Below are 25,643 nucleotides of genomic sequence, written 5' to 3'. Positions count from 1 at the left end.
TTGCCATGAACCCGGCCGACCTCCTTTCGCGAGCCTCTACATTGCAGAGTCTTGCAAAGCGTTCAAAGGGTCCTTCCATGTCCACCGAAAAAAACGACAGCTCTCTTTCCGCGGCCGATGCCTCCGATGCGCGCGGCGAACGTTCCGACACCGTGAGCGCGCTGGAGCGCGGCATCTCGGTGCTGCGCTGCTTCAGCGAAGACCGTCCGGTGCTTGGCCATGCCGACGTCGCACGCATCACCGGCATTCCGCGTCCCACGGTCAACCGGCTGGTCGCGACGCTGCTCTCGCTGGGCATGCTCAAGCCCGCGCAGGCGCCCGACCGCTTCATGCTCGGGCCGGGCGTGGTGTCGCTCTCGCGCGTGTTCCTCGGCAGCCTCGATGTGCGCGCCGCCGCGCGGCCCAGCATGCAAGCGATGGCGGAGGAGGTGGGCGCTTCGGTCTACCTCGCGGTGCGCGACGGCATGGAGATGGTGCTGATCGAAGCCTGCCGCCCGCGCTCGTCGATGCTCTCGGCGCGGCTGGACGTGGGTTCGCGCGCGCCGCTGCCGAACTCGGCGCTCGGCCGCGCGTACCTCTCGGCGCTGCCCGATGCGCAGCGCAACCAGCTGGTCGATTCGATGCGCCTCCTGCGCGGCCCCGAGTGGGACGGCATCGCCGCGCCCATGACGCGCGCCATCGGCGAAGCCAAGCGGCTGGGCTACTGCCTCTCGCTCGGCGAATTCCACCGCGAGATCAACTCGGTGTCGGTGCCGCTCATCGGCCCCGACGGCGAGGTGATGGCGCTCAACGGCGGCGGCGCCGCCTTCGTGTTCACCGAAGACAGATTGCGCAACGAACTCGCACCGCGCCTGCACGACATCGCGCTCACCATTGCGCGCGACATCGGCGGCCACGTGCCTTCACCCTCGCCGGGTTAGCCGCCCGGCCGGGGACCCTTCCCCACGACGACAGAAGAACGGAGACACAGGTCATGCACCTGAGCGATGAAGAAAAAGCCATGTACGACGGCCGCGACGGACCGGCCGTGCAGAAGGCGATGGACCTGCTGATGCGCTACGGCGAAGCCCTCGGCGCCGAGCGACTGGTCGAGACGCGCAACGTCTGCGCCACCATCACCTCGACCACGCCTTTCCAGCGCGACTTCGCGCTCGTCAAGGGCGGCGGCATGGACGCGGTGTTCTCCGAATTCAGCCTCGACAGCCAGGAGACGGTCGAGATCCCGAAGTTCAAGGTCTTCACGAGCCACCTGCAATTGGGCTTCGACCCCGGCCAGCCCGAGCGCATGGACGTGAGCGAGGAGATCGTCCAGTTCTACAACAAGAGCGAGCGCCATGCGGCCGGCCTCGGCGCGCAGATCATGAACACCTGCACGCCCTACCAGGTCGGCAACATTCCGACGCGCGGCGAGCACTGCGCGTGGATGGAATCGTCGGCGGTGGTGTATTGCAATTCGGTGCTCGGTGCGCGCACCAACACCGAGGGCCGCGAGAGCACGGGTGCGGCGATGCTCACCGGGCGCATTCCGTACTGGGGCTACCACCTCGAAGAGAACCGCCGCGCGACCCATGTGATCGAGCTGGACATCGAGGTCGAGTCGGTGCAGGACTGGGGCCTGCTCGGCTACTACATCGGCGAGCATGTGCAGGAGCGCGTGCCGGTGGTGCACAGCCGGCGCGGCATCGGCCGCGTGCCGAACTTGCCGCGGCTCAAGCACTTCGGCGCGGCCGCCTCGTCCTCGGGCGGTGTGGAGATGTACCACATCGCCGGCGTCACGCCCGAGGCGCTGACGCTGGCGCAGGCGCTCGGCGGCAAGGCGCCCGTCGAGGTGCTGCGCTACGGCGAGGCCGAGCGCCGCGCCACCTACGAAAAGATCAACGTCACCGGCAAGGACAGCGAAGTCCAGTACGTGATGCTCGGCTGCCCGCACTACACCATCGAGCAGATCTGGGAGACCGCGCAGCTCATCGAAGGGCGCAAGGTGCACCCCGATTGCGAGCTGTGGATCTTCACGCCGCGCGCCATCAAGTCACTGGCCGACCGCAATGGCTACACGAAGATCATCGAAGACGCGGGCGGCATCCTCATGACCGACAGCTGCTCGGCCATGAGCCGCGCCGTGCCCAAGGGCACGAAGACCGTGGCGCTCGATTCCGCCAAGCAGGCGCACTACCTGCCCGCCATCCTCGGCGTGCAGGCGTGGTTCGGCAGCACGGCCGAATGCATCGATGCGGCCTGCACCGGCCGCTGGAACGGGGGCTACGCATGAACGCCGCCGTCATGACCGAAAAGAAGACCATCGTGATCCGCGGCCGGAAAGTGGTCGGCGGCGTGGCCGAAGGCGAGGCGCTGGTCACGCGCGACCGCATCTCCGGCTGGGGCGGCATCGACCCGCGCACCGGCACCGTCATCGAGACGCGGCACGAACTGCGCGGCCAGAGCTTCGCCGGCAAGGTGCTGGTGTTCCCGGGCGCCAAGGGCTCGTCGGGCTGGTCCGCGATGTTCCACATGACGCGGCTCATGAACTCCGCGCCCGCGGCGTTCCTGTTCAACGAGATGACGACCAAGATGGCGCTCGGCGCCGTGGTGACGCACTCGCCCTCGATGACCGACTTCGAGCGCGACCCGCTCGCATGCATCGAGACCGGCGACTGGGTGCGCGTGGACGCCGACCGCGGCGTGATCGAGATCACCAAGAAGAACAACGACAACAAAACCGGAGACCGTTCATGACCCGCCCCCTGCGCAGCAACTTCCCGCGCGGCTCCTACCTCTGGTCGGTGCGCAATGCGCACTGGCGCGCGCTCGGCATCCCCGAGGAGGATTGCGAGAAGCCCAAGATCGCCATCGTCAACAGCTCCTCGGAACTGGCCGCCTGCTTCAGCCACCTCGACAAGGTGGCGGCGGAAATCAAGACAGCGATCCGCGCGGCGGGCGGCGTGCCGTTCGAAATCCGCACCGCCGCGCCCAGCGACTTCATCACCGGCGCGGGCGCGCGCGGCGCCTACATGCTCGGCGCGCGCGACCTCGTGACCAACGACATCGAGGTCGCGGTCGAAGGCGCGCAGCTCGACGGCATGGTCTGCCTCACCTCGTGCGACAAGACCGTGCCGGGGCAGCTCATGGCGGCCGCGCGGCTCAACATCCCGACATTGCTCGTGCCCTGCGGCTACCAGCCCAGCGGCGAGTACCGCGGCAAGCACATGGACATCGAGGAGGTGTTCATCGGCGCGATGCACGCGGTCACCGGCCACCTGCCGGTGGAAGAACTCGTGGGCATGAGCCGCGAGGCGATCCGCGGGCCGGGCGTGTGCTCGGGCCTGGGCACGGCGAACTCGATGCACATCGTGTGCGAAGCGCTTGGCATGGCCTTGCCCGGCAGCGCGCCGGTCGCCGCGCTGAGCCCGAAGATGATGGACGACGTGCGCGCGGCCGGCACGCGCATCGTGCAGATGGTGCTGGACGACCTGAAGCCGCGCGACATCCTCTCGGCCGGCGCTTTCGCCAACGCGGTGCGTGCGGTGCTCTCCGTCGGCGGTTCGCTCAACACGGCCAAGCACCTGCAGGCGATATCGACCGAAGGCGAGTGCGGCGTCGACGTGTACGGCCTCTTCGAAAGCCTCGGCCCCACGACGCCGGTGCTGGCCGGTGTGCGGCCCATCGGCGAGCATTCCATCGAGGCCTTCGAGGCGGCGGGCGGCTGCCGCGCGCTGATGAAGCAGCTCGCGCCCTTGCTCGACACGGGCGCGCTCACGGTGACCGGCGGCACCGTCGCCGACAACCTGCGCCACGCCGAAGTGAGGGACGCCGAGGTGATCCGCCCCATCGACCGTCCGGTCGCGCCGCTGCCGGCCATCGTGCTCCTGCGCGGCAACCTCGCGCCCGAGTCGGGCCTCATCAAGACCGGCATCGCCGAGCGCAAGGTGCGGCGCTTCACCGGGCCGGCCGTGTGCTTCTGGACTTCGGACGCTGCCATCGCCGCGATCAAGAACCACGAGATCGTTCCCGGCCAGGTGGTCGTGATGCGCGGCGCCGGCGCGTGCGGTGGACCGGCCATGGGCGGCGGCGCATCGCGCGTGGTCTTCGCGGTCGACGGCGCGGGGCTCGGCGACCAGGTCGCGCTGCTGACCGACGGGCATCTCTCGGGCCTCGTCTGCAAGGGGCTCGTGGTGGCCGAGGTGTCGCCCGAAGCGGCACTGGGCGGTCCGCTCGGGCTGGTGCGTGACGGCGACGCGATCACCATCGACCTCGACGAACGTCGCCTCGACATCGCATTGACTGACGCCGAACTCGCCGCGCGCCGCGCCGACTGGCAGGCGCCGCCGCCGGCCTTCGACACCGGCTGGCTGCAGCAGTACCGGCGCAACGTGAGCCCGCTGTCCAAGGGGGCCGTGCTCGTGCGCACCGAGCGCCCGCGGCCCGCCAGCTAGACCTTTTTTCCCCGGCCTTCGCCAACCGGTGCGCACCCCCGTGCGCACCCGGTGGCGCAGCCCTGCGCGCCATTCCCAAGTGATTCCCGAGTGATTCCAGAGTTTTCAACCAAGAAAAGAGCAGGAGACAAGAAACCATGAAGAGACTTTTGATGTGGTCGGCCATTGGCCTGGCCAGCAGCGGTGCGGCGCACGCGCAATCCAGCGTCACCGTGTTCGGCGTGATGGACCTCGGCGTCCAGCACACGAAGGGCGAGGGCGGCGGCTCGATCAAGGCGCTGTCGAACGGCGGCCTGTCGACCAGCCGCATCGGCTTTCGCGGCACCGAAGACCTGGGCGGCGGCCTGCGTGCAGGCTTCTGGCTCGAAGGCAGCCTGAACCCCGACCTGGGCACCGGCCGGCCGAGCAACACCAACAACCAGACGAGCGGGGCGGGCCCGGCGGGGCCGATCACCTTCGACCGCATGTCCTTCGTGAGCCTGTCGCACGATTCGCTGGGCGAAGTGCGGCTGGGCCACGACTTCATCCCCACGCACTACAACAGCATCTACTTCGACCCCTTCAACGCCAACGGCGTGGCGCGCGCGGGCAACCTCACCTTCGCGGGCGCGGGCACCGGGCCGCTGCCCACGGCCATCACCGGCAGCAACACGGTGAGCTACTGGCTGCCGGCCAAGCTGGGCGGCTTCTACGGCATGGCGATGATCGGCACCGGCGAGAACAACTCCACCGCGCCGAACCGCGACGACGGCAACTTCGGCGGCGCGCGCTTCGGCTTCGCCTCGGGCGCTTTCGACATCGCCGCGGCCGTGACGCGCTCGCACTTCAACGCCACCTCCACCATCGGCAACTACACGCACGCCAACATCGGCGGTTCGTGGGACGCGGGCTTCGCGAAGTTCTTCGCGCTCTACAACAAGGTGACGGTGAAGCTCGCGGCCGGCACGGTGCGCAAGAACACCGTCGAGATCGGCGCGCACATCCCGGCCTTCGAGGTCGGGCGCATCCGCGTGAGCTACGCCTACCTGGACGACCGCAGCGACGAGAGCCTGCGCAACGCCAACGGCATGCCGCGCAACCGCGACGACGCGCGCCAGTTCGGCATCGGCTACGTGCACAACCTCTCCCGGCGCACCGCGCTGTACGGCACCTACGCGCGGCTGATGAACAGCGGGCAGGCGCGCTACGTGGTGAGCGGCGGCAGCGCGCCGGCGGGCGGGATGCGCTCGTCGGGCTGGGAGTTCGGCGTGCGGCACCTCTTCTGAACAAGGAGGCTTTCATGCGACGCAGAACCTTGACTCTCGCGGCCCTCGCCGCCACGGCACTGCCCGGCGCGGCGGCCTGGAGCGCCGACGCGTACCCGAACAAGCCGCTGAAGCTGATCGTCGGCTTTGCCGCGGGCGGCGGCGCCGATTCGCTCACGCGGATCATCGCGGAGGGGCTGTCGAAACAGCTCGGCCAGCAGGTGATCGTGGAGAACCGCCCCGGCGCCGACGGCGTGCTCGCGGCGCAGGCCACCTCGTCGGCCAGGCCCGACGGCTACACGCTGCTGATGGGCACCAACACCGCGATGGTCGCCGCGCCCACGCTGCGGCCGACCTCGCCCTACGACCCGTTCAAGGCCTTCACGCCGATCAGCTCGGCGGGGCAGTTCTCGATGTTCCTCGTGGTGCCGGCCAGCCTGCCGGTGAAGAGCGTGAACGAGCTGCTGGCGCTCGTGGCGTCGAAGCCCGGCGTGCTCAACTCGGCATCGAGCAACAGCGCCTCGGAGCTCGCAATGCTGCAGTTGCTGGGCGAGCGCAAGGTGGTCAACGCGCGCTACAAGGGCGACATGCAGGCCATGACCGACCTGCTGGGCGGGCAGATCCAGATGATGTTCACCACCGGCACGCTGGCGCCGGGCTTCGTGAAGGAGGGGCGCATCCGCGCGCTGGTCACGCTGCTGCCGCAGCGCAGCGGCTTGCTGCCCGATGTGCCGACGGGCGGCGAGCTGGGGCTGGGCAAGCTCACGATCACGCCCTGGGCCGGCTTCTTCGGGCCGCCGGGGTTGCCGAAGGAGATCACCGACAGGCTCTCGCAGGAGTTGCAGAACACGTTCAAGCGGCCTGACGTGCATGCGCAGCTGGTGCAGCAGGGCTTCGAGGGCTACGGCATGAGCCCCGCGAAGTTCGCCGAGTTCTTCCGCACGCAGTACGACGCCTTCGGCGCGACGGTGCGGGAGCACAACGTCAAGTTCGAATAGAAGAGGCCTCGCGGCGCCAGAAGGCGGCATCGGGGAAGGTGCCGGCGCCGGCCGCGGCGTTGTCCGTCATGTGCTCCGCGCGGCTCGTGCCCGGGATCGCGCAGGTCACGGCCGGATGGCTCAGCACGAACTTCAGCAGCACCTGCGCCCAGCTCGTGCAGCCGATGTCGCCGGCCCAGGCGGGCAGCGGCCTGTCGCGCAGGCGCCGGAGCAAGCCGCCGCCGCCGAAGGGCATGTTGACGATCACCGCCACGCCGCGCTCGGCCGCGAGCGGCAGCAGGCGCTGTTCGGCATCGCGCGCATCGAGCGAGTAGTTGATCTGCACAAAGTCGAGCGTCTCGGCGCGCAGCACAGCCTCGACCTCGTCGTAGGCCGAGGCGGTGTAGTGCGTGATGCCGATGTAGCGCACGCGGCCTTTCTCCTTCCAGCCGCGCAGCGTGGCGAGGTGGGTGCGCCAGTCGACGAGGTTGTGCACCTGCATCAGGTCGATCTGCTGCGTGCGAAGCCGCGCGAACGATTGCTCCATCTGCGCGATGCCGGCCTCGCGGCCCGAGGTCCAGACCTTGGCCGCGAGGAAAGGCCTGGCGCTCGGCTTGGCGGCGGCCAGCAGTTCGCCGGTGGTTTCCTCGGAGCGGCCGTACATCGGCGAGCTGTCGATCACCGTGCCGCCGGCCGCGAAGAGCGCGTCGAGCACGCCGGGCAGGCGCCTGTATTCGTCGGTGTCGGGGCGCTGGTCGAAGCCGATCCAGGTGCCGCAGCCGACGACCGGCAGGGCTTCCTTCGTGGAGGGAATGGGGCGGGTGGTCATCTGCATCGCGGGCCTGCGGGGTGGCTGCTGGGCGAAGGAGGGGAGCGCGGCACCTGCGCACAGGGCTGCGCCCAGTCGGAGCAACCGGGCGCGCGTGAGGGCGTAAGGGTGTGCGTTCGTGAGGGGCGTCGTCACGAACGAAATTCTGCGCCCGCGAGGCCGGCGGGCGGAAGGGCTCAGCGCAGGTAGCGCCCGTCGGCCTTGAGCATCGACAGCTCGGAGAAGGTCAGCCCGCGGTGCTCGCCGGGCCGGTACGACACGGCGATGCCGCCGAGGTCCAGCGTCTTGAACGACTCCAGGCCCTTCTGCAGCGACTCGGGCGTGGGGTTGGCGCCCGCGCGCTTCAGGCCTTCGACCATGACCTTGGCCGTGACATAGCCCTCCAGGCTCGCGTAGCTGAATTCGGTCATGCCGATCTTCTTCATCGCCGCCTGGTACTCGGCGATGACGGGCATCGCGCTGTTCCACGGGTAGGGAACGACCTGCGAGATGACCACGCCGGCCGCGTCCTTCTTGATGTCCTGGAAGAGCTTTTGCCCATTCAGGAAGGAGAACGAATAGAAGGCCGTCTCGCCGCCGGTCGCGCGGTAGGCCGCGATGAACTTCGCCGCCACGTCGTTGGTGGCCGACAGCACCACGGCCTTGGGCTTGAGCTTGGCCAGCTCGGCGGCGCGTTCGGCCGCGTCGGAACCGTCGTTCTTGATGGCCACGCTGCCGACCATCTTGTCGCCGCGCTCGGCAATGAACTTCTGCGTGCTCTCCATCGCCGAGCGCGCGCCGGGGTTGTCGTTGTGCGCGAAGGCGATGCGCGACAGGCCGATGGTGAACAGGTGGTTCACGATGCGGCTGTATTCCTCGTCGAAGCTGATGCGCACCGGAAAACCGAACTCGCTGAACTTCACCACCGGGCCCGCGCCCGTGTAGGGGCCGACGACGGGAATCTTCAGCTCGTTGGCCGCCTTCAGCGCGCCGACCGCCGACGAGGTGCCGATGGGCATCAGCACGCCCACGGCGCCGTCGCGTGCGAAGGTCTTGACGTTCTCTGCGCCCTTGGCGGGGTCGTAGGCGTCGTCGAGCTGGCGCAGCTCGACCGGGCGGCCGTTGACGCCGCCGCTCGCGTTCAGCGCGGTGAACATGGCACGGATGCCCACCAGCGGCTCGGTCGACAGCGACGCGAGCGGGCCGGTCTGCACGTAGGTCTGGCCGATCAGGAGCGGCTTGGCGGGCTGGGCCGAGGCGGGCACCCCTGCGAAGACGAGCGCGGCGAGGGCCAGAAACCGCAGGCGAATCATTTTGTGTCTCATGGTCACTAATTGTTAATAAACCGATCTTAAGGCGCGGGCCTTCGCAGGTAAATCGATCGCTGGTTGCGACCTGGGAAATACTGTATAAAAATACAGTTAACAACTGCAATCATGGGCCTCCCTTTCCTCGACTCCTTTTCCACCGCCGCGGGCCGCGGCGTCTGGCACGCCGACGAACTCGGCCTGGCCGACGCGCAGGTCGTGGCCACCGGGCATGCCGCGCTCGACGCCGAGCTGCCCGGCGGCGGCTGGCCCGTGGGCGCGATGACGGAGCTGCTGCAGGCCACGCCCGAGGCCCATGTCTGGCGCCTGCTGCTGCCCGCGTTGGCGCAGGCCGTGGAGGCGCGCGGCGGGCCGGTGGTGCTGGTCGGCGCGCCCTACGAACCCTGCGGCACCGCGCTGGCGGCACAGGGCTTGCCGGTGGAGGCGCTGATGTGCGTGCGCAGCGACGCCCCGGCCGCGCGGCTGTGGGCCTGCGAGCAGGCGCTGCGCTGCGCCGAGATCGCTGCCGTCGTCGCCTGGCTGCCGCAGGCCCGCGTGGGCGAGCTGCGGCGGCTGCAGCTGGCGGCCGCGCAGCACGAGGTGCTGCTGTTCGTGTGCCGGCCCGAGTCGGTGGCGCTGTCGGCTTCGCCCGCGCGCCTGCGCCTGCGTGCCGAGCGCTGCCCGGACGATCCGGCGCAGATCGCGCTGCACCTGCTCAAGCGCCGGGGCCCGCCGCTGGCCGTGCCGGTGCGGGTGCCGGCGCGCAATGCCCGCATGAGCGCGCTGCTGGCCGCCGCCCGCGTGCGGCGCCAGCTGCGCCTGCAGCCGCCCGTGGCACCGGCCGCTGCGCCGTCGGCCACGGTGGTGCGCATCGACGCATGGAAAGGAGGCCCGGATGCACTGGATCGCCTTGCAGTGGTCGTCTGAAACCGAGGACGCCGACGCCCCCGACATGCCCCCGCCCGAGGCCCTGGGCTGGTGGGCGCTGCAGTTCACGCCGCACGTCGCCTGGCAGGACGAGGCGCTGATGCTCGAGGTCTCGGCCTGCGAGCGCCTGTGGGGCGGTCGCGCGCCGCTGATGCGCCAGCTGCTGGCCCTCAACCCCGCACCCGACGCGCGCATGCGCGGCGCGCAGGGCGCCACCAGCCTGATCGCGCTGGCGCGGCTGCGCCTGTTCGCGCGCAACGAACACCGGCCCGCCGAGGTGCCGGCCGGCCTGCCGCTGGACACGCTGACGGCCGCGCAGGGCCACCTCGACCTGCTCGCGCGCCTGGGCTGCCGCACCTGGGGCGAGGTGGCGGCATTGCCGCGCGGCGGGCTGGCGCGGCGCTTCGGCGCCGGGCTGCGCGAGGCGCTCGACATCGCCTGGGGCCTGCGCCCCGAAACCCACGCCTGGCTCACGCTGCCCGACGTGTTCGAGCAGAAGCTCGAACTGCCCGCGCTGGCCGAGACCGGGCCCGAACTCATGTGGTCGGCCAACCGCCTGCTCTCGGCGCTGCAGATCTGGCTGCGCGCCCGCCAGCGCGGCGCGCGTGCGCTCGAGCTGCAATGGACGCTCGACCTGCGGCGCCTCAACGGCGTGACCCTGCCGCCGCACCAGCAGCTCACCGTGCGCACGGCCGAGCCCACGCAGGACATGGCGCACCTGCGCCGCCTGCTGTCCGAAAAAACTCGCGCTCACCACGCTGGCCGCGCCTGCGAGCTGGCTGAAGCTGCGCACGCTCGAAACCGATCCGCTGGCCGGTGCCAGCACCAGCTTTCTGCCGGAAGACAACCGCAAGGGCGACAAGCTGCACGAGATGGTCGAACGGCTCAGCGTGCGGCTCGGCGCCGACCAGGTGGTGGTGCCGCTCGCGCAGGCCGACCACCGGCCCGAGCGCCAGCAGCGGTGGCGGCCCGCGCTGCAAAAAGAGAAAACCCCGGCACCCGACAAGGCCCGCAAGGACGCCGCCTCGCAGCCCGATGCGATCTACCCGCCCTGGCTGCTGCCCGAGCCCTTGCGGCTCGAGATGGACGGCAAGCGCCCGTGCTACTGCGGGCCGCTGCGCAAGCTGGTCGGGCCGCAGCGCGTCGAGGCCGGCTGGTGGGGCGGCGAGGAAGACGGCGGCCAGCCCGCGATGCGCGACTACTACGTGGCCGAAAGCCCCGAGGCCGGCCTGGTGTGGATCTTTCGCGAGCGGCCCGCCACGCGGTTTTCGTCGGGCGAGGTGCGCTGGTATCTGCAAGGCTTCTATGCCTGACCTGAGCGGCAAGGAAGAGCGCAAGCGCCAGCCTGCCAAGGTGCATGTGCTGCCGCAGCGGCTGCGCCCGGCGCCGGGCCTGCCCGGCTATGCCGAGCTGCACTGCCTCACGAACTTCAGCTTCCAGCGCGGCGCGTCGACGCCCGAAGAGGTGGTCGAGCGCGCCTACCACCTCGGCTATGCGGCGCTGGCTATCACCGACGAATGCTCGGTGGCCGGCATCGTGCGCGCGCATGTCGCGTTGCGCGACCTGCCCGCCAAGCTGGACACCTACGAGCGCGAGCACCCGGACGAGCCGCCGATCCCGCGCCACCCCGAATTCCGCCTGCTGTTCGGCAGCGAGTTCCGCTTCGAGCGCTTCAAGCTCGTGGTGATCGCGAACGACACCGAGGGCTGGGGCAACCTCTGCGAGTTCATCACCGCCGCGCGCAACACCGAGCTGCCCAAGGGCGAGTACCGCGTCGATTGGGACACGAGCGACGTCGCCTCGCTGCAGCACTGCCAGGTCCTCTTCGTGCCGCACCGTCCGCCGGGAGGCATGCCGGAGGCGGCCACCGTGCAGGACGACCTGGCCGCCGCCAGGGCGCTGTACGGCGACAACCTCTGGCTGGCCGTGGAGCTGTTCAACGAACTCGACGACGACCTCTGGCTCGTCACGCTGATGCAGGCGGGCGAGCAGGCCGGCGTGCCGCTGGTCGCGGCCGGCGACGTGCACATGCACGCGCGCGGGCGCAAGCCGCTGCACGACGTGCTCACGGCGGTGCGCGAAGGCCGCACGGTGGCCGAGTGCGGCTTCGCGCTGCAGTCGAACGCCGAGCGGCACCTGCGCCAGCGGGTGCGACTGGCCGAGCTGTACCTGCCCGCGATGCTGGCGAACACGCTGGCGGTGGCGCAGCGGTGCCGCTTCGATCCCGAGGTGATCCGCGAGACCTACAAGTACCCGCTGGAGACCGTGGGCAGCAGCGAGACGGCGGCGCAGACGCTGGTGCGCAAGACATGGGAAGGGGCGCAAAGGCGCTACCCGAACGGGATTCCTGATGGCGTGCGAGCCCAGGTGCAGAAAGAGCTGGACCTGATCAGGGAACTTGAATACGAGATGTTCTTCCTCACCGTAGAGAACATCGTCCGCTTTGCGCGCTCACAGAAAATTCTTTGCCAGGGGCGTGGGTCATCGGCCAATTCCGTTGTCTGCTATTGCCTCGAAATCACCGCCATCGACCCCGAAAAAGGCCACCTGCTGTTCGAGCGCTTCCTGAGCCGCCATCGCAAGGAACCGCCCGACATCGACGTCGACTTCGAGCACCAGCGGCGCGAAGAAGTCATCCAGTACATCTACGAAAAGTACGGCCGCGAGCGCGCCGCCATCGCTGCCGTCGTCATCTGCTACCGCTCGCGCAGCGCCTTGCGCGACGTCGGCAAGGCCATCGGCATCGACGAGCGGCTGGTCGACGAGTTCGCCAAGGACCACTACTGGTTCGACGACACCGCACTCGGCGAGCAGCTCGACAAGGCCGCCGCGCGCGTCGGCGTAAAGGAAGACCGGCTCAAGCTGGTCCAGTGGATCGAGATGACGCAGCGGCTCAAGGGCTTTCCGCGCCACCTGAGCCAGCACGTCGGCGGCTTCGTGCTCACGCACACCAAGCTCACGCGGCTGGTGCCGATCGAGAAGGCGTCGATGAAAGACCGCTCCGTCATCCAGTGGGAAAAGGACGACCTCGAAGCCATGGGGATGCTCAAGGTCGACGTGCTCGCGCTCGGCATGCTGAGCGCCATCCGCCGCGGGCTCGACCACATGAACCGCTGGCGGGGCTCGATGGTGGAGATGCACCACGTCCCCCACGACGACCCGAAGGTGTTCGACATGATCTGCGACGCCGACACCATCGGCGTGTTCCAGATCGAGAGCCGGGCGCAGATGTCGATGCTGCCGCGCCTGAAGCCGCAGACGTATGAGGACCTGGTGATCGAGGTGGCGATCGTGCGGCCCGGGCCTATCCAGGGCGGCATGGTGCATCCGTACCTGAAGCAGCGCGAGCGGGTGCGCAAGGGCTTGCCGATCCTCTACGAAAAAGAGGAACTGAAGCCGGCGCTGGAACGCACGCTGGGCATTCCGATCTTCCAGGAGCAGGTGATGCAGATCGCCATGATCGCGGCGAAGTTCAGCGCAGACGAAGCCGATCAGTTGCGTCGTGCCATGGCCGCGTGGAAGCGCAAGGGCGGCCTCGACAAGTTTCACGCGAAGCTCGTGGATGGGATGGTGGACAACAAGTACCCGAAGGAGTTCGCCGAAGCCATCTTCAAGCAGATCCTCGGCTTCGGCGACTACGGCTTTCCCGAAAGCCACGCCGCGAGCTTCGCGCTGCTGGTCACCATCAGCAGCTGGCTCAAGAACTACGAACCCGCCTGCTTCCTCGCTGCACTGCTCGACTCGCAGCCGATGGGCTTCTACAGCCCCTCGCAGCTGGTGCAGGACGCGCGCCGCCATGGGGTCGAGGTGCGGCCGGTCGACGTCACGTGCAGCGAGATCGACACCACGCTCGAAGCCCGCGCGCCCGATGCACCGCGCATGCCCGCGGGTACCGACACGCGCTATGCCGACCGCCTCGGTAACGACAACCAGCCCGCGGTTCGGCTGGGCCTGAACCGGGTCCTGGGCCTCAGCGACGCCGGCGCCGAGCGCCTGCTGAAAGCCCGCGCACAAGCGCCTTTCATCAGCACCGAAGATTTGGCCCTGCGCGCCGAGCTCGAAGGCAAGGACATGGCCGCGCTCGCGGCGGCCGATGCGCTGATGTCGCTCTCGGGCCATCGGCGCCAGCAGGTGTGGGACGCCACGGCGCAGCACCGCTCGTCGGCCCTGCTCAAGGGCGTGCCGATCCACGAACAGGCGCTGCTGCTGCCCGCCGCGCCCGAGGGCGAAGAGATCGTCGGCGACTACGCGGCGCTGGGCCTCACGCTGCGCCGCCATCCGCTCGCGCTGCTGCGCCCGCGCCTGGCGCGCATGCGGCTCCTGAGCGCGGTGGAACTGCGCGCCGCGCGCAGCGGCCAGACCGTGCGCGCCTGCGGCATCGTCAAGGGCCGGCAGCGGCCCGGCACCGCCAACGGCACCATCTTCGTCACGCTGGAGGACGAGACCGGCAACGTCAACGTGATCGTGTGGAGCCACGTCATCGAGGCCTGGCGCGAGCCGCTGCTCAAGTCGCACTTGCTCGCGGTGCAGGGCACCTGGCAGCGCGACGATGACAGCGGCGGCAAGGTGCAGCACCTGATCGCCACCGGCTTCAAGGACCTCACGCCGCTGCTGGGCCGGCTGGCACAGAGCAACACCAGCCGCGACTTCCACTGAGGCATTGCGAATGCAACCGATCGTTCCATGCCTCGCGCCGCCCCTCACTTTTCGCTAACCTGTTCCTCCCATGTCCGCACTCGCCGCAACCGCCGGATTTGCCCTTGCCGATGAGGTCGTCGCCACGCCGATCGGCCCGCCGCCGCCCGCGCCCGATGTGCCCATGCCGCCACCGCCGCCGCCCGTGCTGCCGCCCGAAGGCGATCCGCCGCCGGTCATGCCCCCGGTGACGGACCCCGGTTTTCCGCCGCCGGTGAGCGACCCGCCGCCCCTGCAGACGGCCGTGCCCTTCGGCAAGCCGCACGCACGTCGCCTGCGCGAGATCTACCGCTCGGCCGGCTGGCCCTGCTGCGACACCATCGAGGTCGAACTGCTCGCGGGCGGTTTTCTCGAACGCGTGCGCAGCGCACTGGGCCACGAGACGCTGCGCGTGACCGACGCGGGCATTGCGCGCATCGCCACCACGCTCACGGTCAACCGCGCGGCGCTGTCGCCGCACGAGGCGCTGGTGGAGCGCGTGGCGCGCGAGATGACGCGCGGCGGCCGCATCGCCTGGCGCGGCCTGGGCCTGCGCGCCCGGCTGCCGCCGCTGGAGGAGGGCGGCAAGCCGCGCTGGTGCATGGCGCGGCCCGACGTGTTTTCGATCCGCAACACCAGCGTCGAGGCCTATGCGCATCCCATCGTGCACGAGGTGAAGGTCAGCCGCGCCGACCTGCTGGGCGACCTGCGCAAGCCCGACAAGCGCGCGGCTTATCTCGACCTGGGCGGCGAGTGCTGGTACGTGCTGGGCAACGACGCCAAGGGCCGCTGCATCGCGTCACCCGACGAGATCCCGGCCGAATGCGGCGTGATGGTGTTCGAGGGCGAACGCCTCGTGGTGGCGCGCGCCGCGGTGCACCGCGCCTTCGAGCGCATTCCTTTTTCGGTGTGGCTGGCGCTGGCCAAGGCGCAGCCCGTGGCGGGCTTCGAGGACGACGTGCAAGACCTGCTGATCTGAGCGGCGCCCTTCAGGTGATCGCGTCGTAGTCGCGGTGCGCGACGGCGACCACGTTGCCCGGCTCGAACTGGCTCGCCATCTGGCGCAGGCCTTCCTCGCGGTCTTCGCGGCTGGCCTGCGGGTCGAACATCTGGTCGCAGAACTCGAGCAGGTCGCGCACGATGCGTTCGTGGCGGTAGTAGGCGAGGGCGAGCGTGTCGACCGCCTCCTTCGTGCCGTAGCCCTGGAAGAACAGTGCCGCTTCGCGCGGCTGGTTCCACACGCCGCCGACCCCGCCGCCGATGAACATCAGGTCGCGCTCCTTCGGCGCGAGGATCAGCGTGTCCCAGTCGACGATGCACAGGCGGTCGTTGTCGCCCAGCAGCACGTTGCCCGCGTGCAGGTCGGCGTGGCACAGCACCTGCGGCAGCGACTTCTCGAGCAGGATCGAGGCGAGCTGTTCGCTGCGGTAGACGATCGAATCGATCTCTTCGTCGTGCGTGTCCCAGAAGGCGAGGAAGCGCTTGACCAGATCGTCGCCCGCCACGCCGTTGATGAAGCGGCGCTGGTAGCGGCGCACGCCTTCGCGCCAGTGGTGCGAATAGCTTTCGCGCGGCAGGCCTGCGCGCAGAGATTCGGGCAGCTCGGTGCGGTGGATGGCGTTCAGCGTGGTGCCGAGCAAGGTCCATTGCCGGTCGGTCGGTGCGCGCGTGAAGCCGTCGACGCCATCGAAGAAGGGGTAGAGCGCCCAGTCGAAGCCATGGTCCTGCACGCTGAGCCGCCGCGTGCGCGTGAGCAGCGGGGCCATCACGGCGTCGGTGTCATAGGTGTGATGCAGCACGGCCGGCACGTCGACCACGGCGGGTGTGAAACCGCCTCGGCGCAGCTTCAGGAAATAGGCGCGGCCGTCCGATGCTTCGATGCGGAATGCGGCCGAATCGACGTCGGCGCCCAGCGGGAGGAATTCGGTGCGGGTGGTTTGCAGGCCCCAGTGGCTGGCGAGGCAGGCGGCGATGGCATCGTTCGGCAGAGTGGGTGGTGTCAGCATGCGAGGTGGGCGGTGGCAGGTCGGCGGACGCTGAAAATTGTCTCACCCGATGAAGCCACGGAACCCACCCGGCGCCTGTCAGACGTAGGCGTTTTCTTTGGCCTCGTATGAAGCCAGCACTTCGTGCTTGAAGAAGGGCTTGGTGAACGAGCGGATCAGAAGAAATTTTGTCGCGCGCCAAACGATCGGCGGCATGCGCATTGGATAGGCGGCGCTCGCGGCTTCTCGGGCGATGGTGATGTGAGGCGTGAACCTGCGACGGTCTGTCGGGATGCCGAGCTGCCGCACCGCGTGGCCGATATGCTGTTGCAGGGCGCGCAGCCCTGCATGCTCGGCGGGTTGGGCCACCGCGATGCTGTCCCAGGTGCGTGAACTGTCCAGCACGAGTTCCATGGGGTGGACAGGAACCTGGGCGAGCGCTTCACGCAGGCGCTGTTCGACGGGACTTTTCTGATCGGCGAGGCAATGCAGCGTCAGATGCAGTCGGTCGTTGCGCGGAAAGTAGTGGCCTTCCGGCCAGAGCCAGCCCTTGCGATGCGCCTCGATCGCAGCCTGTACAGCGGCATCGGGGAACAGCGCAATCAGGAGGTGGGACTTTCTTGCGGGAGGCGCAGGTTCCCACTCGGGGGCGGGGTGGTCCGGGTAAGCCGAGTCACGGATGAAGTCGTCCATTGCTGCACTCCTAGGTGAAGCTGAAAGGCGGTTCAGGGCTCCGGCGGCCACCAGTGCGCGGCCGTCGTCCGGATGACGCGCGCCGCCTGAACGCGGATGTCATCCTGTTCGTTGCTGTCGTCGTGGCCGTGCTCCCGCGTCACGCGGAAGGGCCAGTTCGAAATCCGGCCTGTCTTGCCGGTGGTGCGCGAACGCGACTGCAACGGATGCTGTCGCGAGGAGAAAAAAAGCACCTGCGCGGAGGGCGCAGGCGGGTTGGCGGTGGTCATGGCGTCGCCTCGAATGTTGTTCTTGGAGACGAGCCATTCTAGAGAAAAGACTGTATTTATGTACAGTATATTTGCAGTCTATCGAAGATCGTTGCCGAGCAAGGCGTCGAGGTCGATGGCCGCCGCCATCGCCCGGTAGCCGGCGTCGCCGGGATGCAGGTGGTCGCCTGAATCCATGGCGGCTTTCAGCCGCGTCGGCCGCGCCGGGTCGCGCAGCAGCGCGTCGACATCGACCACCGCATCGAAGGCGCCGCTTTCGCGGACCCAGCGGTTGACGGCCTGGCGCACTTTGTCTTTCTCGGGCGAGTGATGGCCGGCCAGCGGCGTGCCTTCGAGCGCACGTTCATTCGGCGGAATCGTCGCGCCCACGATGCGCACGTTGTGGGCGTGGGCCATCTCGATCAGCTGGCGAAAGCCCTGGATCACGGCCTCGGCGCGCACCGCGGGTTCCTGCGGTGCAAAGGGGCCGCCGGGCCAGCCGATGTCGTTGGTGCCCAGCAGCACGACCATCGCGCGCACGCCGGGCTGCGCGAACACATCGCGGCCCGCGCGCTCGAGCGCCGCGCGGCCCATGCCGTCCTTCAGCAACCGGCCGCCCGAGATGCCGGCGTTGAGCACGCCCACGCCGCGCGGCGCGAGCCGTTCGGCCAGCGCGTCGGGCCAGCGCGTGTGGGCGCCGGGCGTGGAGCCGTTGCCGTCGGTGATCGAGTCGCCCAGCGCGACGACGGTGACGGGTGCTTGCGGCGTCTCGACGATCAGGCCGCTCACGTAGACGCGGGTGCTCCACGAGGTGGCGGCGGCCGGCAGTCGTGCGGCGGCGCTCAGGTCGCCGTCGGCGATGTACAGCGTCTGCCGCGCGTCGAAGTGAAAGCCCGCGGGCTGGCTGGGTTCCGGCAGGTAGAGCGACACGGCCACTTCGCTCAGCGCGGGCAGCGGCAGGTCGACCGGGTCGCTCACGAGGCGCGCACCGGGCGGCAGCGTCACGTCGCTGCGGCCGCCGAAGCGCAGCACGCGGTCGGTGCCTTCGACGACCGCCGAGCCGCTCGCATGGCGGGCCACGCGGGCGGCGCCGATGTGCAGCGGCGTGGTGCCGCCTTCGTTGCTGATCACCACGCGCAGCCGCGTGCCGCCGATGCTCAGGCGCGCCACCTGGCGCAGCGTCTGCCGCTCGAAGCGGGCGGGAATGCCCAGGGGCAGCACGAAGCTTGGGTCCCACAGCGGTTGGGTGGCGGCCATCCAGCTGGGGCTCCAGTGCGTGGGCGCGGCCATGGAAGCGGTGGCGGCGCCCGCGAGGGAAAGGGCGAGCGCGCCCTGGCGCAGGAGGGAGGTGAGTCGCGAAGCGGTCATATGAATGTCCTCAGGTGAAAGAAGTGTCGATGGGCGAACTTTCTTCCATTCGAATCGAGAGGGGTAGAAGGCAGAATGGCATGCATCGCATTCCTGAATCGAATGACCCCATGGACACCCTTCGCGCACTCTCCGCCTTCGTGCACAGCGTCGAGCTCGGCAGTCTCTCGGGCGCGGCCCGCGCGCTCGACACCACGCAGCCCACCGTGAGCAAGCTGGTCGCCGGGCTGGAGCGATCGCTGGGCGTGCGGCTGCTGCGGCGCGCGGCCACGGGCCTGAGCCTCACGGAGGAGGGCCAGCGCTTTCATGAACGCGCGCGCCGCATGCTCGAGGACTACGGCGACGCCGTGGCCGACGCGCGCGCCCAGGTGCAGCAGCCGCGCGGCCTGCTGCGCCTGAGTGCGCCGGTCACGCTGGGGCAGCGGCACCTCAACGCGATGGCGGTCGAATTCCTGCGGCTGTACCCCGACATCGAACTGGAGCTGGTGCTCGACGACCGCTTCGTCGATCCGCGCGAGGAGCGCATCGACGTCTCGCTGCGCGTCGGCGGCGCGCTGCCGCCCGACCTCGTCGCGCGCCACCTCGGCAGCTGGCCGCGCGTGCTCGTCGCTTCGCCGGACTACCTGGCCGCACGCGGCAAGCCGCGCACGCCGCAGGACCTGCTGGTGCACGACTACCTGCGCTACGCGGCGGGCGACGACGGCGTGCTGCTCACGGGCCCCGACGGCGCGGTGGCCGTGCCGCTGCGCAGCCGCTACCGCGTCAACAACGCCGTGGCGCTGCTCGACAGCGTGCTCGCGGGCGCGGGCGTGTCGCTGCAACCCACGTGGATGGTGGCGGACCTGCTCGCGCAAGGGAAATTGGTGCGCGTGCTCGCGCGGCACACGGGGCCGGCGCAGGAGCTGCACCTGCTGTACGCACCGCGCCGGCAGTTGCCGCTGCGGGTGCAGGTGCTGGTCGACTTCCTGGCACAGCGCGTGGCGGCGCTGCCAGGGGCTGCGAAAGCGCCGCGGCGTTAGTCAGGCCGCCTTGCGGGCCACGCTCTTCGCACGCTTGGCGGCTGCAGGCTTGTGCGCAGTCTTGCGTGCGGAAGCCGTCGACTTCGCCGCACGCTTCTTCGCCGCAGGCGGCGTGCGCTTGCCGCTGCGCAGGCTGCGCGCGAGCAGCTCGGTCAGGTCGATCACCTCGGCGCCGCCCTCAGGTGCTTCTTCTTCCGGCTGCACCACCGTCTCCGTGTCGCCCGCCTTGACCTTCTTCTCGACGATCTTCATCACGGCGTGCTTGAACTCGTCCTTGAATTCGTCAGGGTTCCACGGGCCCGACATGTCGCCGACCAGTTGCTCGGCCATCTTCATCTCGGCGGCCGAGAGCTTCGCGCCCTTGATGCCGGCGGCCGGCAGGTCGAGCCCGTCGGCGTCCTTGATCTCGTCACCCCAACGCAGCAGGTTGAGCACCAGCACCTTGCCGAAGGGAATCAGCAGTGCCAGGTGCTGTTTGGTCGCGATCACCACCTTGGCCAGGCCGACCTTGCCGGTCTTCACGAGCACCTCGCGCAGCAGCGCGTAGACCTTCTGGCCCTTGTTGATCGGCGCGAGGTAGTAGGGGCGCTCCAGGTACACGAAGGGAATTTCGCCGACGTCGAGAAAGCGCTGGATCTCGATGGTCTGCGTGGTGCGCGGGTAGACGGCCTCGATCTCCTTGGGCGAGATCACGACGTACTTGCCGTCTTCGTACTCGAAGCCCTTCACGATCTGCTCGCGCGCGATCTCCTTGCCCGTGCGCTTGTTGATGCGCTTGTAGCCCACGGGGTCCATGCTGCGCTTGTCGAGCCAGTCGAAGTCGATGCCCTGTTCGGTGCTGGCGGTGTGCAGGCCCACGGGGATGTGGACCAGCCCGAAGGTGATGGCGCCTTTCCAGAGGGTTCTCGTGGCCATGGTGTGCTTCCTTCCTTGTGCGTGGGTTCGTGGCTATCGCTTGAAGCCGAGCCGCTTCATCGCCTCGCCCAGCGGCTGGCGCGTGGTCCAGTAGTCGGCCCAGGGGTCTTCGGACTGGAACGACAGGTGTTCGCGCGCGGTGGCGATGGTCCAGTGCGCGCCACTTTTCAGGCTGCCGAGGTCGTCCCAACTCACCGGCATCGACACGCCCATGCCCGGCCGCGCGCGCGCCGAGTAGGCCGCCACCGTGGTCGCGCCCACGCCGTTGCGCAGGTAGTCGGCAAAGAGCTTGCCGACGCGGTTCGAGGGCCCGCTCTTGGCCACGAACTTCGAGGGAATCACCTGCGCCATGTGCTGCACGATGGCGCGCGAGAAGGCCTTCACGGTGTCGTTGTCGTAGTGCATGCGCAGCGGCACGACCACGTGCAGGCCCTTGCCGCCGCTGGTCTTGAGCCATGAGGCCAAGCCCAGTTCGGTGAGCAGCGTGCGCATCAGCAGCGCGCCTTCCTGCACATGCGCCCACGGCGTGCCTTCGCCCGGGTCGAGGTCGAAGATCATGCGGTTGGGTCGGTCGAAGTGCGTCGAGGTCGCGTTCGAGGTGTGGAACTCGATCACGTTGAACTGCGCCGCGTTCAGCAAGGCCTCGCGCGTGCCGACCTCGAGCATCGACGGGTGGCCGGGCCACAGGGCCGGGTCGAGCTGCTTCACGCCGGCGATGTGGACCTTCTCGGCATGCTTCTGGAAGAAGATCTCGCCGCCCACGCCCTGCGGCCCGCGCACCAGCGCGCAGGGGCGGCCCTTCAGGTGCGGCAGCATGTCGTCGGTCACCGATTCGTAGTAGCGCACGAGGTCGAGCTTGGTGCGGCCCGAGGCGGCATCGATCACGCGCTCGCCGTGGCTCACGGCGACGCCGCCGACGGTGGAGGCGGATTTCTTCGATGAGGTCTTCATGGCCTTCGTGCCCTTTGCACGTGAAGCGGGTGCGATGTCGCGGGGCTCTTCATGCACGATCTCCGACGCCGGCTTGTCGTCGCGCATCGCCACGAAGGAGGCGTGGCGGATCTGCCCGTCCGGCGTCCATGCGGCGAAGCGCACCTCGGCCACGAGCTTGGGCTTCACCCAGTGCCGCGTGCCGCCCGGCCGGCGGCGGCCGGGCTTGGCCTCGCCGCCGGTGAACGGCGCGTGGTCGGTGTCCAGCGCGGCGAGCTGGCGGCGGATGTCGCGCGCCTCGCGGTCGTTCCAACCGGTGCCGACGCCGCCGACCGACACCAGCTCGCCGTTCTTCGCGTGCACGCCCAGCATCAGGCTGCCGATGCGCGTCGGGCTGTCGGTGCGCAGCGTGTAGCCGCACACCACGAACTCCTGGCGCCGGATGCACTTGAGCTTGAGCCAGGTGTCGCTGCGGCGCGAGACATACGGCGCGTCGGCGCGCTTGGCGATCACGCCCTCGAGGTTCATGCGGCAGGCCGATTGCAGGATCGCGTCGACATCGGCCTCGAAGTCGCTGCTGAAGCGCAGGCGGCGCGTGGCGCGCGCGTCCATCAGCTGCCTGAGCAGGCGGCGGCGTTCGGCGAGCGGCGTGTGGCGCAGGTCGAAGCCCTCGAAGAAGGGCACGTCGAACAGGAACATCACGATGGGGTCGGCGCGTTCGCGGTCGAGTGCGTTCTGCAGCGCGTTGAAGTCGGGCGTGCCGTTCTTGTCGGGCACGACGATCTCGCCGTCGAGCCAGGCGTTGCCGAGGCCCAGGCGCTCCAGCTCGGCCACCAGCTTCGGCAGCTTCGCACTCCAGTCGTGGCCGCCGCGCGTGAGCAGGCGTGCCTTGCCGTTGCCGATGCGCGCCATGAGGCGGTAGCCGTCGAACTTGATCTCGAAGATCCAGTCGCCGGGAGCGCCTTCGGGCACGCCGGTGGCCAGCGTCGCGAGCTGCGGCGACAGTTTGGCGGGCAGGCGTGCCTTCACCGCGCCCGTTGCGGGCAATGCGGGCAAGGCTTGGGCCTTGGCCTTGGCGGTCTTGCGTGCCCCGGCCACGCTGTCGGGCAGCGCGGACACCACGTCGTACTCGGCATGCGAGCGCGCGAAGGCATCGCGCTTCTTGAACAGCAGCCAGGGCTCCTGCCGCTCGCCGCCCTTGGCGATCCTGACGAGTTCCCACAGCCCTTCGAGCTTCTGGCCGTGCAGCCGGAACGCGAGCTTGCCCGCGGCGAGGCCCTTGCGCGGATCGCCCACGGGCTCCCAGGTGCCGTGGTCCCACACGATGACGTCGCCCGCGCCGTAGTGGCCTTCGGGAATCGTGCCCTCGAAGCCGGCGTACGACAGCGGGTGGTCTTCCACATGCACGGCCATGCGCTTGTGCGCGGGGTCGAGGCTCGGCCCCTTGGGCACGGCCCACGACACCAGCACGCCGTCGAGTTCGAGCCGGAAGTCGTAGTGCAGCCGCCGCGCCGCGTGTTTCTGGATCACGAACGCGGGCGCGTGCGGCCGGGCCTTGCCGCCTTCGGCGGGTTCGTCGGTGACGGCGAAGTCGCGCTTCGCCTGGTAGGTTGCGAGGGGCGTGTCGGAACGGGCCATGGCCTCTGGTGTGCCCGCATTCGGGCCGCGCCGCATCGGCCAGGTGTCCGGTCTTCGTGTGGGCCAAGGCCGCACGCGTGGGCGAAGGCGGGGCGAGGCGCAGGCGGGTGCCAGACGGGTCCCACGCGCAGGCGCTGTGCCCTCCGACCGGCGCGCCGCGCGATCCGCAGAACATGGAGGCACTGCAGCCGCCAACCCGGAGGAGGCAGCCATGTGAGCCCGTGTGCATCGCACCAAGGAGACCCCATGACTTCGAAGCAGACCCCCGACCCGAAGCCGGCGAGCCCGGACAAGAACCCGCCGGAGAAGTTTCCGTTTCCCACGTCCGAGAACCACGGCAAGCCACCGGCCGAGGCCGCCAAGCCGACGGAGCAACCGTCCAGCGAAGAAGCGCTCGACAGCGGCGTGGAAGAGTCCTTTCCGGCGAGCGACCCGGTGTCGGTCACCGTCACGAAGGTCAAGCTGCCATCGGGCGACGCGGACAAGGACAAGAAGGACGAGGACAGGAAGGCCGACGCCTGAGGCCCCGATGGACCTGCGCCTGAACACCGTCATGGCCCCGGAACCCGCCACCGGCCCGGCCACGCGCCGCGTCGTCACCTGGGACGTGCGTCCGCAGGGCTACTGCAGCGAACACGAGCACGCCACGCGCGCCAACGTTGCGCAGCGCCTGGCGGCGCTCCAGGGCTGGGCATTCGCGGGCGCCTACGACGCCAGCCAACCGGGTCCGGACCCGCTCTACTTCGTGCCGAGCGACACGCTCACCGACCCGCACCAGGCGCGCGCCATGGGCATCGCCGGCGTGGACGATCTCTTCGGCGGCGTGGTGCCGCATGCCTTCGTCGCCACCAAGGCGATCAGCCATCCGCTCGTCGGCCCCGACGCCGTGCGGCCCCTGGGCTGGTCGGCGCGCATCGCGGTGGAGATCGCCGATGCCGCCTTGCCCGGCTTCACCTGCTTCAGCCTGGACGAGGCGCGCGTTGCGGGGAGGGCGCTGCTCGACATCGGCCGCGTGCGCCTGAAGCCCGTGACGGCCACCGGCGGGCGCGGGCAGCAGGTGGTCGACAGCATCGATGCGCTCGAGCGCTGTCTCGATGCGATGGACGACCGCGCGATCGCCACCGAAGGCCTCGTGCTCGAAACCAATCTGGAACAACCCCAGACCTACAGCGTCGGGCAGCTGATCGTGGCGCAGCGCATCGTCAGCTACTGCGGCGAGCAGCGCCTCACGCGCGACAACGCCGGGCAGGAGGTCTACGGCGGCTCCGACCTGCTGCTGGTGCGCGGCGACTTCGACGCTCTGCTGGCCCGCGTCGATCCGCCGCCGCCGCAGCGCCGCGCGATCGAGCAGGCCCGGCGCTACCACCGCGCGGTGATCGACTGCTACCCCGACTTCTTCGCCTCGCGCGTGAACTACGACGTGGCGCAAGGGCTCGACGGCCGGGGCGACTGGCGCTCGGGCGTGCTGGAGCAGTCGTGGCGCGTCGGCGGCGCCACCGGCGCGGAGATCGCGGCGCTCGAAGCCTTCCACCAGGACCCGGCGTGCCAGCGCGTGCACGCGTCCTGCTTCGAGGTGTACGGCGATGGCGCCCGCGTGCCCGCCGGCGCCATCGTGGCCTACCAGGGCAACGACCCCGAGACCGGGCCGCTGTGCAAATACACGGTGATCGAGACCACCGCCACCCCGCATGCCGACACGCCATAGTTCCATCGACATTCCCGTGGACGGCCATCACATCGAGGGCACGCTGTTCGCTGCGTCCAGCATGGTGCCGGGCGTGCTGCTGGTGCACGGCTGGGACGGCAGCCAGGAGCAGTACCTCAAGCGCGCGCAGGAGATCGCCGCGCTCGGCTGCGTCTGCCTGACCTTCGACCTGCGCGGCCATGCGCGCCATGAAGGGCTGCGCCAGCAGGTGACGCGCGAAGACAACCTGCGCGACGTGCTCGCTGCCTACGACGCGCTGGTGGGCCACCCGACCGTCGACCCCGCGGCCGTGGCCATCGTCGGCAGCAGCTACGGCGGCTACCTGGCCGCGCTCGTCAGTGCGATGCGGCCCGTGCGCTGGCTCGCATTGCGCGCGCCCGCGCTGTACCGCGACGGCGAGTGGGACACGCCCAAGGGTTTGCTGAGCCGCTCCGACCTCGTGGCCTACCGCCGCACGCTGGTCGGGCCCGAAGACAACCGCGCGCTCGCGGCCTGCGCGGCCTTCACCGGCGATGTGCTCATCGTCGAATCGGAAGACGACCAGACCGTGCCGCACCCCGTCATCGAGAACTACCTCGCCGCCTTCAAGCGCGTGCGCTCGGCGACCTACCGCACCTTGTCCGGCGCCGACCACGCGTTGTCGCGCCTGGAATCGCGCCAGGCCTATGGCGCGCTGCTCGTGTCGTGGATCACCGAGATGACGCTGGGCGCCAAGGCGACGTCGACGCTCACCAGGCCAGTGTCGAGCGGCTCGGCCTGAGGCACGCGCCGAGGC

Annotated in this window: 21 protein-coding genes and 1 pseudogene; 14 read left to right on the top strand and 8 right to left on the bottom strand. The window is 69.5% G+C overall.

The window, feature by feature from the left end; translation table 11 throughout:
- Positions 1-77 precede the first annotated feature (77 nt).
- The 6 genes from FFI97_RS09930 (at position 78) to FFI97_RS09905 (ending at position 6,672) form a co-directional block, all read left to right on the top strand.
- Entirely contained in the window at positions 78-920 is an 843-nt protein-coding gene (locus FFI97_RS09930) for an IclR family transcriptional regulator (RefSeq protein ID WP_139706161.1), read from the top strand.
- 53 nt (positions 921-973) lie between these two features.
- Entirely contained in the window at positions 974-2,269 is a 1,296-nt protein-coding gene (locus FFI97_RS09925) for an aconitase X (protein ID WP_139706159.1), read from the top strand.
- Complete coding sequence (locus FFI97_RS09920) at positions 2,266-2,733, top strand: aconitase X swivel domain-containing protein (protein ID WP_139706157.1); 468 nt, start codon at positions 2,266-2,268, stop codon at positions 2,731-2,733. The genes FFI97_RS09925 and FFI97_RS09920 overlap by 4 nt, the downstream gene beginning before the upstream one ends.
- Positions 2,730-4,430 (top strand): dihydroxy-acid dehydratase, encoded by a 1,701-nt coding sequence (locus tag FFI97_RS09915; protein ID WP_139706155.1) that lies wholly within the window; start codon positions 2,730-2,732, stop codon positions 4,428-4,430. Before FFI97_RS09920 ends, FFI97_RS09915 begins: the two co-directional genes overlap by 4 nt.
- Positions 4,431-4,567: 137 nt before the next feature.
- Entirely contained in the window at positions 4,568-5,695 is a 1,128-nt protein-coding gene (locus tag FFI97_RS09910) for a porin (RefSeq protein ID WP_139706153.1), read from the top strand.
- 14 nt (positions 5,696-5,709) lie between these two features.
- Positions 5,710-6,672: a Bug family tripartite tricarboxylate transporter substrate binding protein gene (locus tag FFI97_RS09905; protein WP_139706152.1), complete on the top strand. Its 963-nt coding sequence runs from the start codon at positions 5,710-5,712 to the stop codon at positions 6,670-6,672.
- Here FFI97_RS09905 and FFI97_RS09900 read toward each other — a convergent pair.
- On the bottom strand, positions 6,659-7,486 hold the full coding sequence (locus tag FFI97_RS09900; protein WP_221937668.1) for an aldo/keto reductase: 828 nt from the start codon (positions 7,484-7,486) through the stop codon (positions 6,659-6,661). The genes FFI97_RS09905 and FFI97_RS09900 overlap by 14 nt on opposite strands.
- A 170-nt stretch (positions 7,487-7,656) precedes the next feature.
- The gene (locus FFI97_RS09895; protein ID WP_139706150.1) at positions 7,657-8,784 is read right to left on the bottom strand and encodes an ABC transporter substrate-binding protein; all 1,128 of its coding nucleotides are present in this window, start codon (positions 8,782-8,784) and stop codon (positions 7,657-7,659) included.
- 111 nt (positions 8,785-8,895) lie between these two features.
- Here FFI97_RS09895 and imuA point away from each other — a divergent pair, with 111 nt between their 5' ends.
- From imuA to FFI97_RS09875, 4 genes and pseudogenes are all read left to right on the top strand, one after another.
- Positions 8,896-9,693, top strand: a complete 798-nt coding sequence (gene imuA / locus FFI97_RS09890; RefSeq protein ID WP_144004414.1) for a translesion DNA synthesis-associated protein ImuA — start codon at positions 8,896-8,898, stop codon at positions 9,691-9,693.
- Positions 9,662-11,006, top strand: a pseudogene (locus FFI97_RS09885) (Y-family DNA polymerase). The gene imuA and the pseudogene FFI97_RS09885 overlap by 32 nt, the downstream one beginning before the upstream one ends.
- On the top strand, positions 10,999-14,349 hold the full coding sequence (locus FFI97_RS09880) for an error-prone DNA polymerase (RefSeq protein ID WP_139706813.1): 3,351 nt from the start codon (positions 10,999-11,001) through the stop codon (positions 14,347-14,349). Before FFI97_RS09885 ends, FFI97_RS09880 begins: the two are co-directional and overlap by 8 nt.
- Before the next feature lie 70 nt (positions 14,350-14,419).
- Entirely contained in the window at positions 14,420-15,346 is a 927-nt protein-coding gene (locus FFI97_RS09875) for a hypothetical protein (RefSeq protein WP_139706815.1), read from the top strand.
- 10 nt (positions 15,347-15,356) lie between these two features.
- Here the strand turns inward: FFI97_RS09875 and FFI97_RS09870 are convergent, their stop codons facing one another.
- From FFI97_RS09870 to FFI97_RS09855, 4 genes are all read right to left on the bottom strand, one after another.
- A complete protein-coding gene (locus FFI97_RS09870) occupies positions 15,357-16,373 on the bottom strand; it encodes a phosphotransferase enzyme family protein (RefSeq protein WP_139706817.1) in 1,017 nt (338 codons plus the stop codon).
- 78 nt (positions 16,374-16,451) lie between these two features.
- A complete protein-coding gene (locus tag FFI97_RS09865; protein WP_139706819.1) occupies positions 16,452-17,045 on the bottom strand; it encodes a 2'-5' RNA ligase family protein in 594 nt (197 codons plus the stop codon).
- A gap of 32 nt (positions 17,046-17,077) precedes the next feature.
- The gene (locus FFI97_RS09860; protein WP_070059288.1) at positions 17,078-17,314 is read right to left on the bottom strand and encodes a hypothetical protein; all 237 of its coding nucleotides are present in this window, start codon (positions 17,312-17,314) and stop codon (positions 17,078-17,080) included.
- Between the two features lie 78 nt (positions 17,315-17,392).
- Positions 17,393-18,661, bottom strand: coding sequence for an SGNH/GDSL hydrolase family protein (locus tag FFI97_RS09855; RefSeq protein WP_139706821.1), 1,269 nt, complete (start codon positions 18,659-18,661; stop codon positions 17,393-17,395).
- Between the two features lie 110 nt (positions 18,662-18,771).
- Here FFI97_RS09855 and FFI97_RS09850 point away from each other — a divergent pair, with 110 nt between their 5' ends.
- The gene (locus FFI97_RS09850; protein WP_139706823.1) at positions 18,772-19,680 is read left to right on the top strand and encodes a LysR family transcriptional regulator; all 909 of its coding nucleotides are present in this window, start codon (positions 18,772-18,774) and stop codon (positions 19,678-19,680) included.
- Here FFI97_RS09850 and FFI97_RS09845 read toward each other — a convergent pair whose 3' ends face one another.
- Positions 19,681-20,595 (bottom strand): Ku protein, encoded by a 915-nt coding sequence (locus tag FFI97_RS09845; protein WP_095947520.1) that lies wholly within the window; start codon positions 20,593-20,595, stop codon positions 19,681-19,683.
- A 33-nt stretch (positions 20,596-20,628) separates the two neighbouring features.
- Positions 20,629-23,163, bottom strand: coding sequence for a DNA ligase D (ligD, locus tag FFI97_RS09840; protein WP_144004413.1), 2,535 nt, complete (start codon positions 23,161-23,163; stop codon positions 20,629-20,631).
- Between the two features lie 246 nt (positions 23,164-23,409).
- Here ligD and FFI97_RS09835 point away from each other — a divergent pair, with 246 nt between their 5' ends.
- The 3 genes from FFI97_RS09835 to FFI97_RS09825 are packed head-to-tail and all read left to right on the top strand — an operon-like array spanning position 23,410 to position 25,628.
- Complete coding sequence (locus tag FFI97_RS09835) at positions 23,410-23,685, top strand: hypothetical protein (RefSeq protein WP_139701828.1); 276 nt, start codon at positions 23,410-23,412, stop codon at positions 23,683-23,685.
- A 7-nt stretch (positions 23,686-23,692) separates the two neighbouring features.
- On the top strand, positions 23,693-24,868 hold the full coding sequence (locus FFI97_RS09830; protein WP_139701827.1) for a DUF3182 family protein: 1,176 nt from the start codon (positions 23,693-23,695) through the stop codon (positions 24,866-24,868).
- Positions 24,852-25,628 (top strand): alpha/beta hydrolase family protein, encoded by a 777-nt coding sequence (locus FFI97_RS09825; RefSeq protein ID WP_139701826.1) that lies wholly within the window; start codon positions 24,852-24,854, stop codon positions 25,626-25,628. Before FFI97_RS09830 ends, FFI97_RS09825 begins: the two co-directional genes overlap by 17 nt.
- Positions 25,629-25,643 lie beyond the last annotated feature (15 nt).

Origin of the sequence: Variovorax sp. KBS0712 (genome assembly GCF_006323185.2) — a bacterium.
Lineage (GTDB): Bacteria > Pseudomonadota > Gammaproteobacteria > Burkholderiales > Burkholderiaceae_C > Variovorax > Variovorax boronicumulans.
This window is presented reverse-complemented; position numbering and strand designations above follow the sequence as displayed.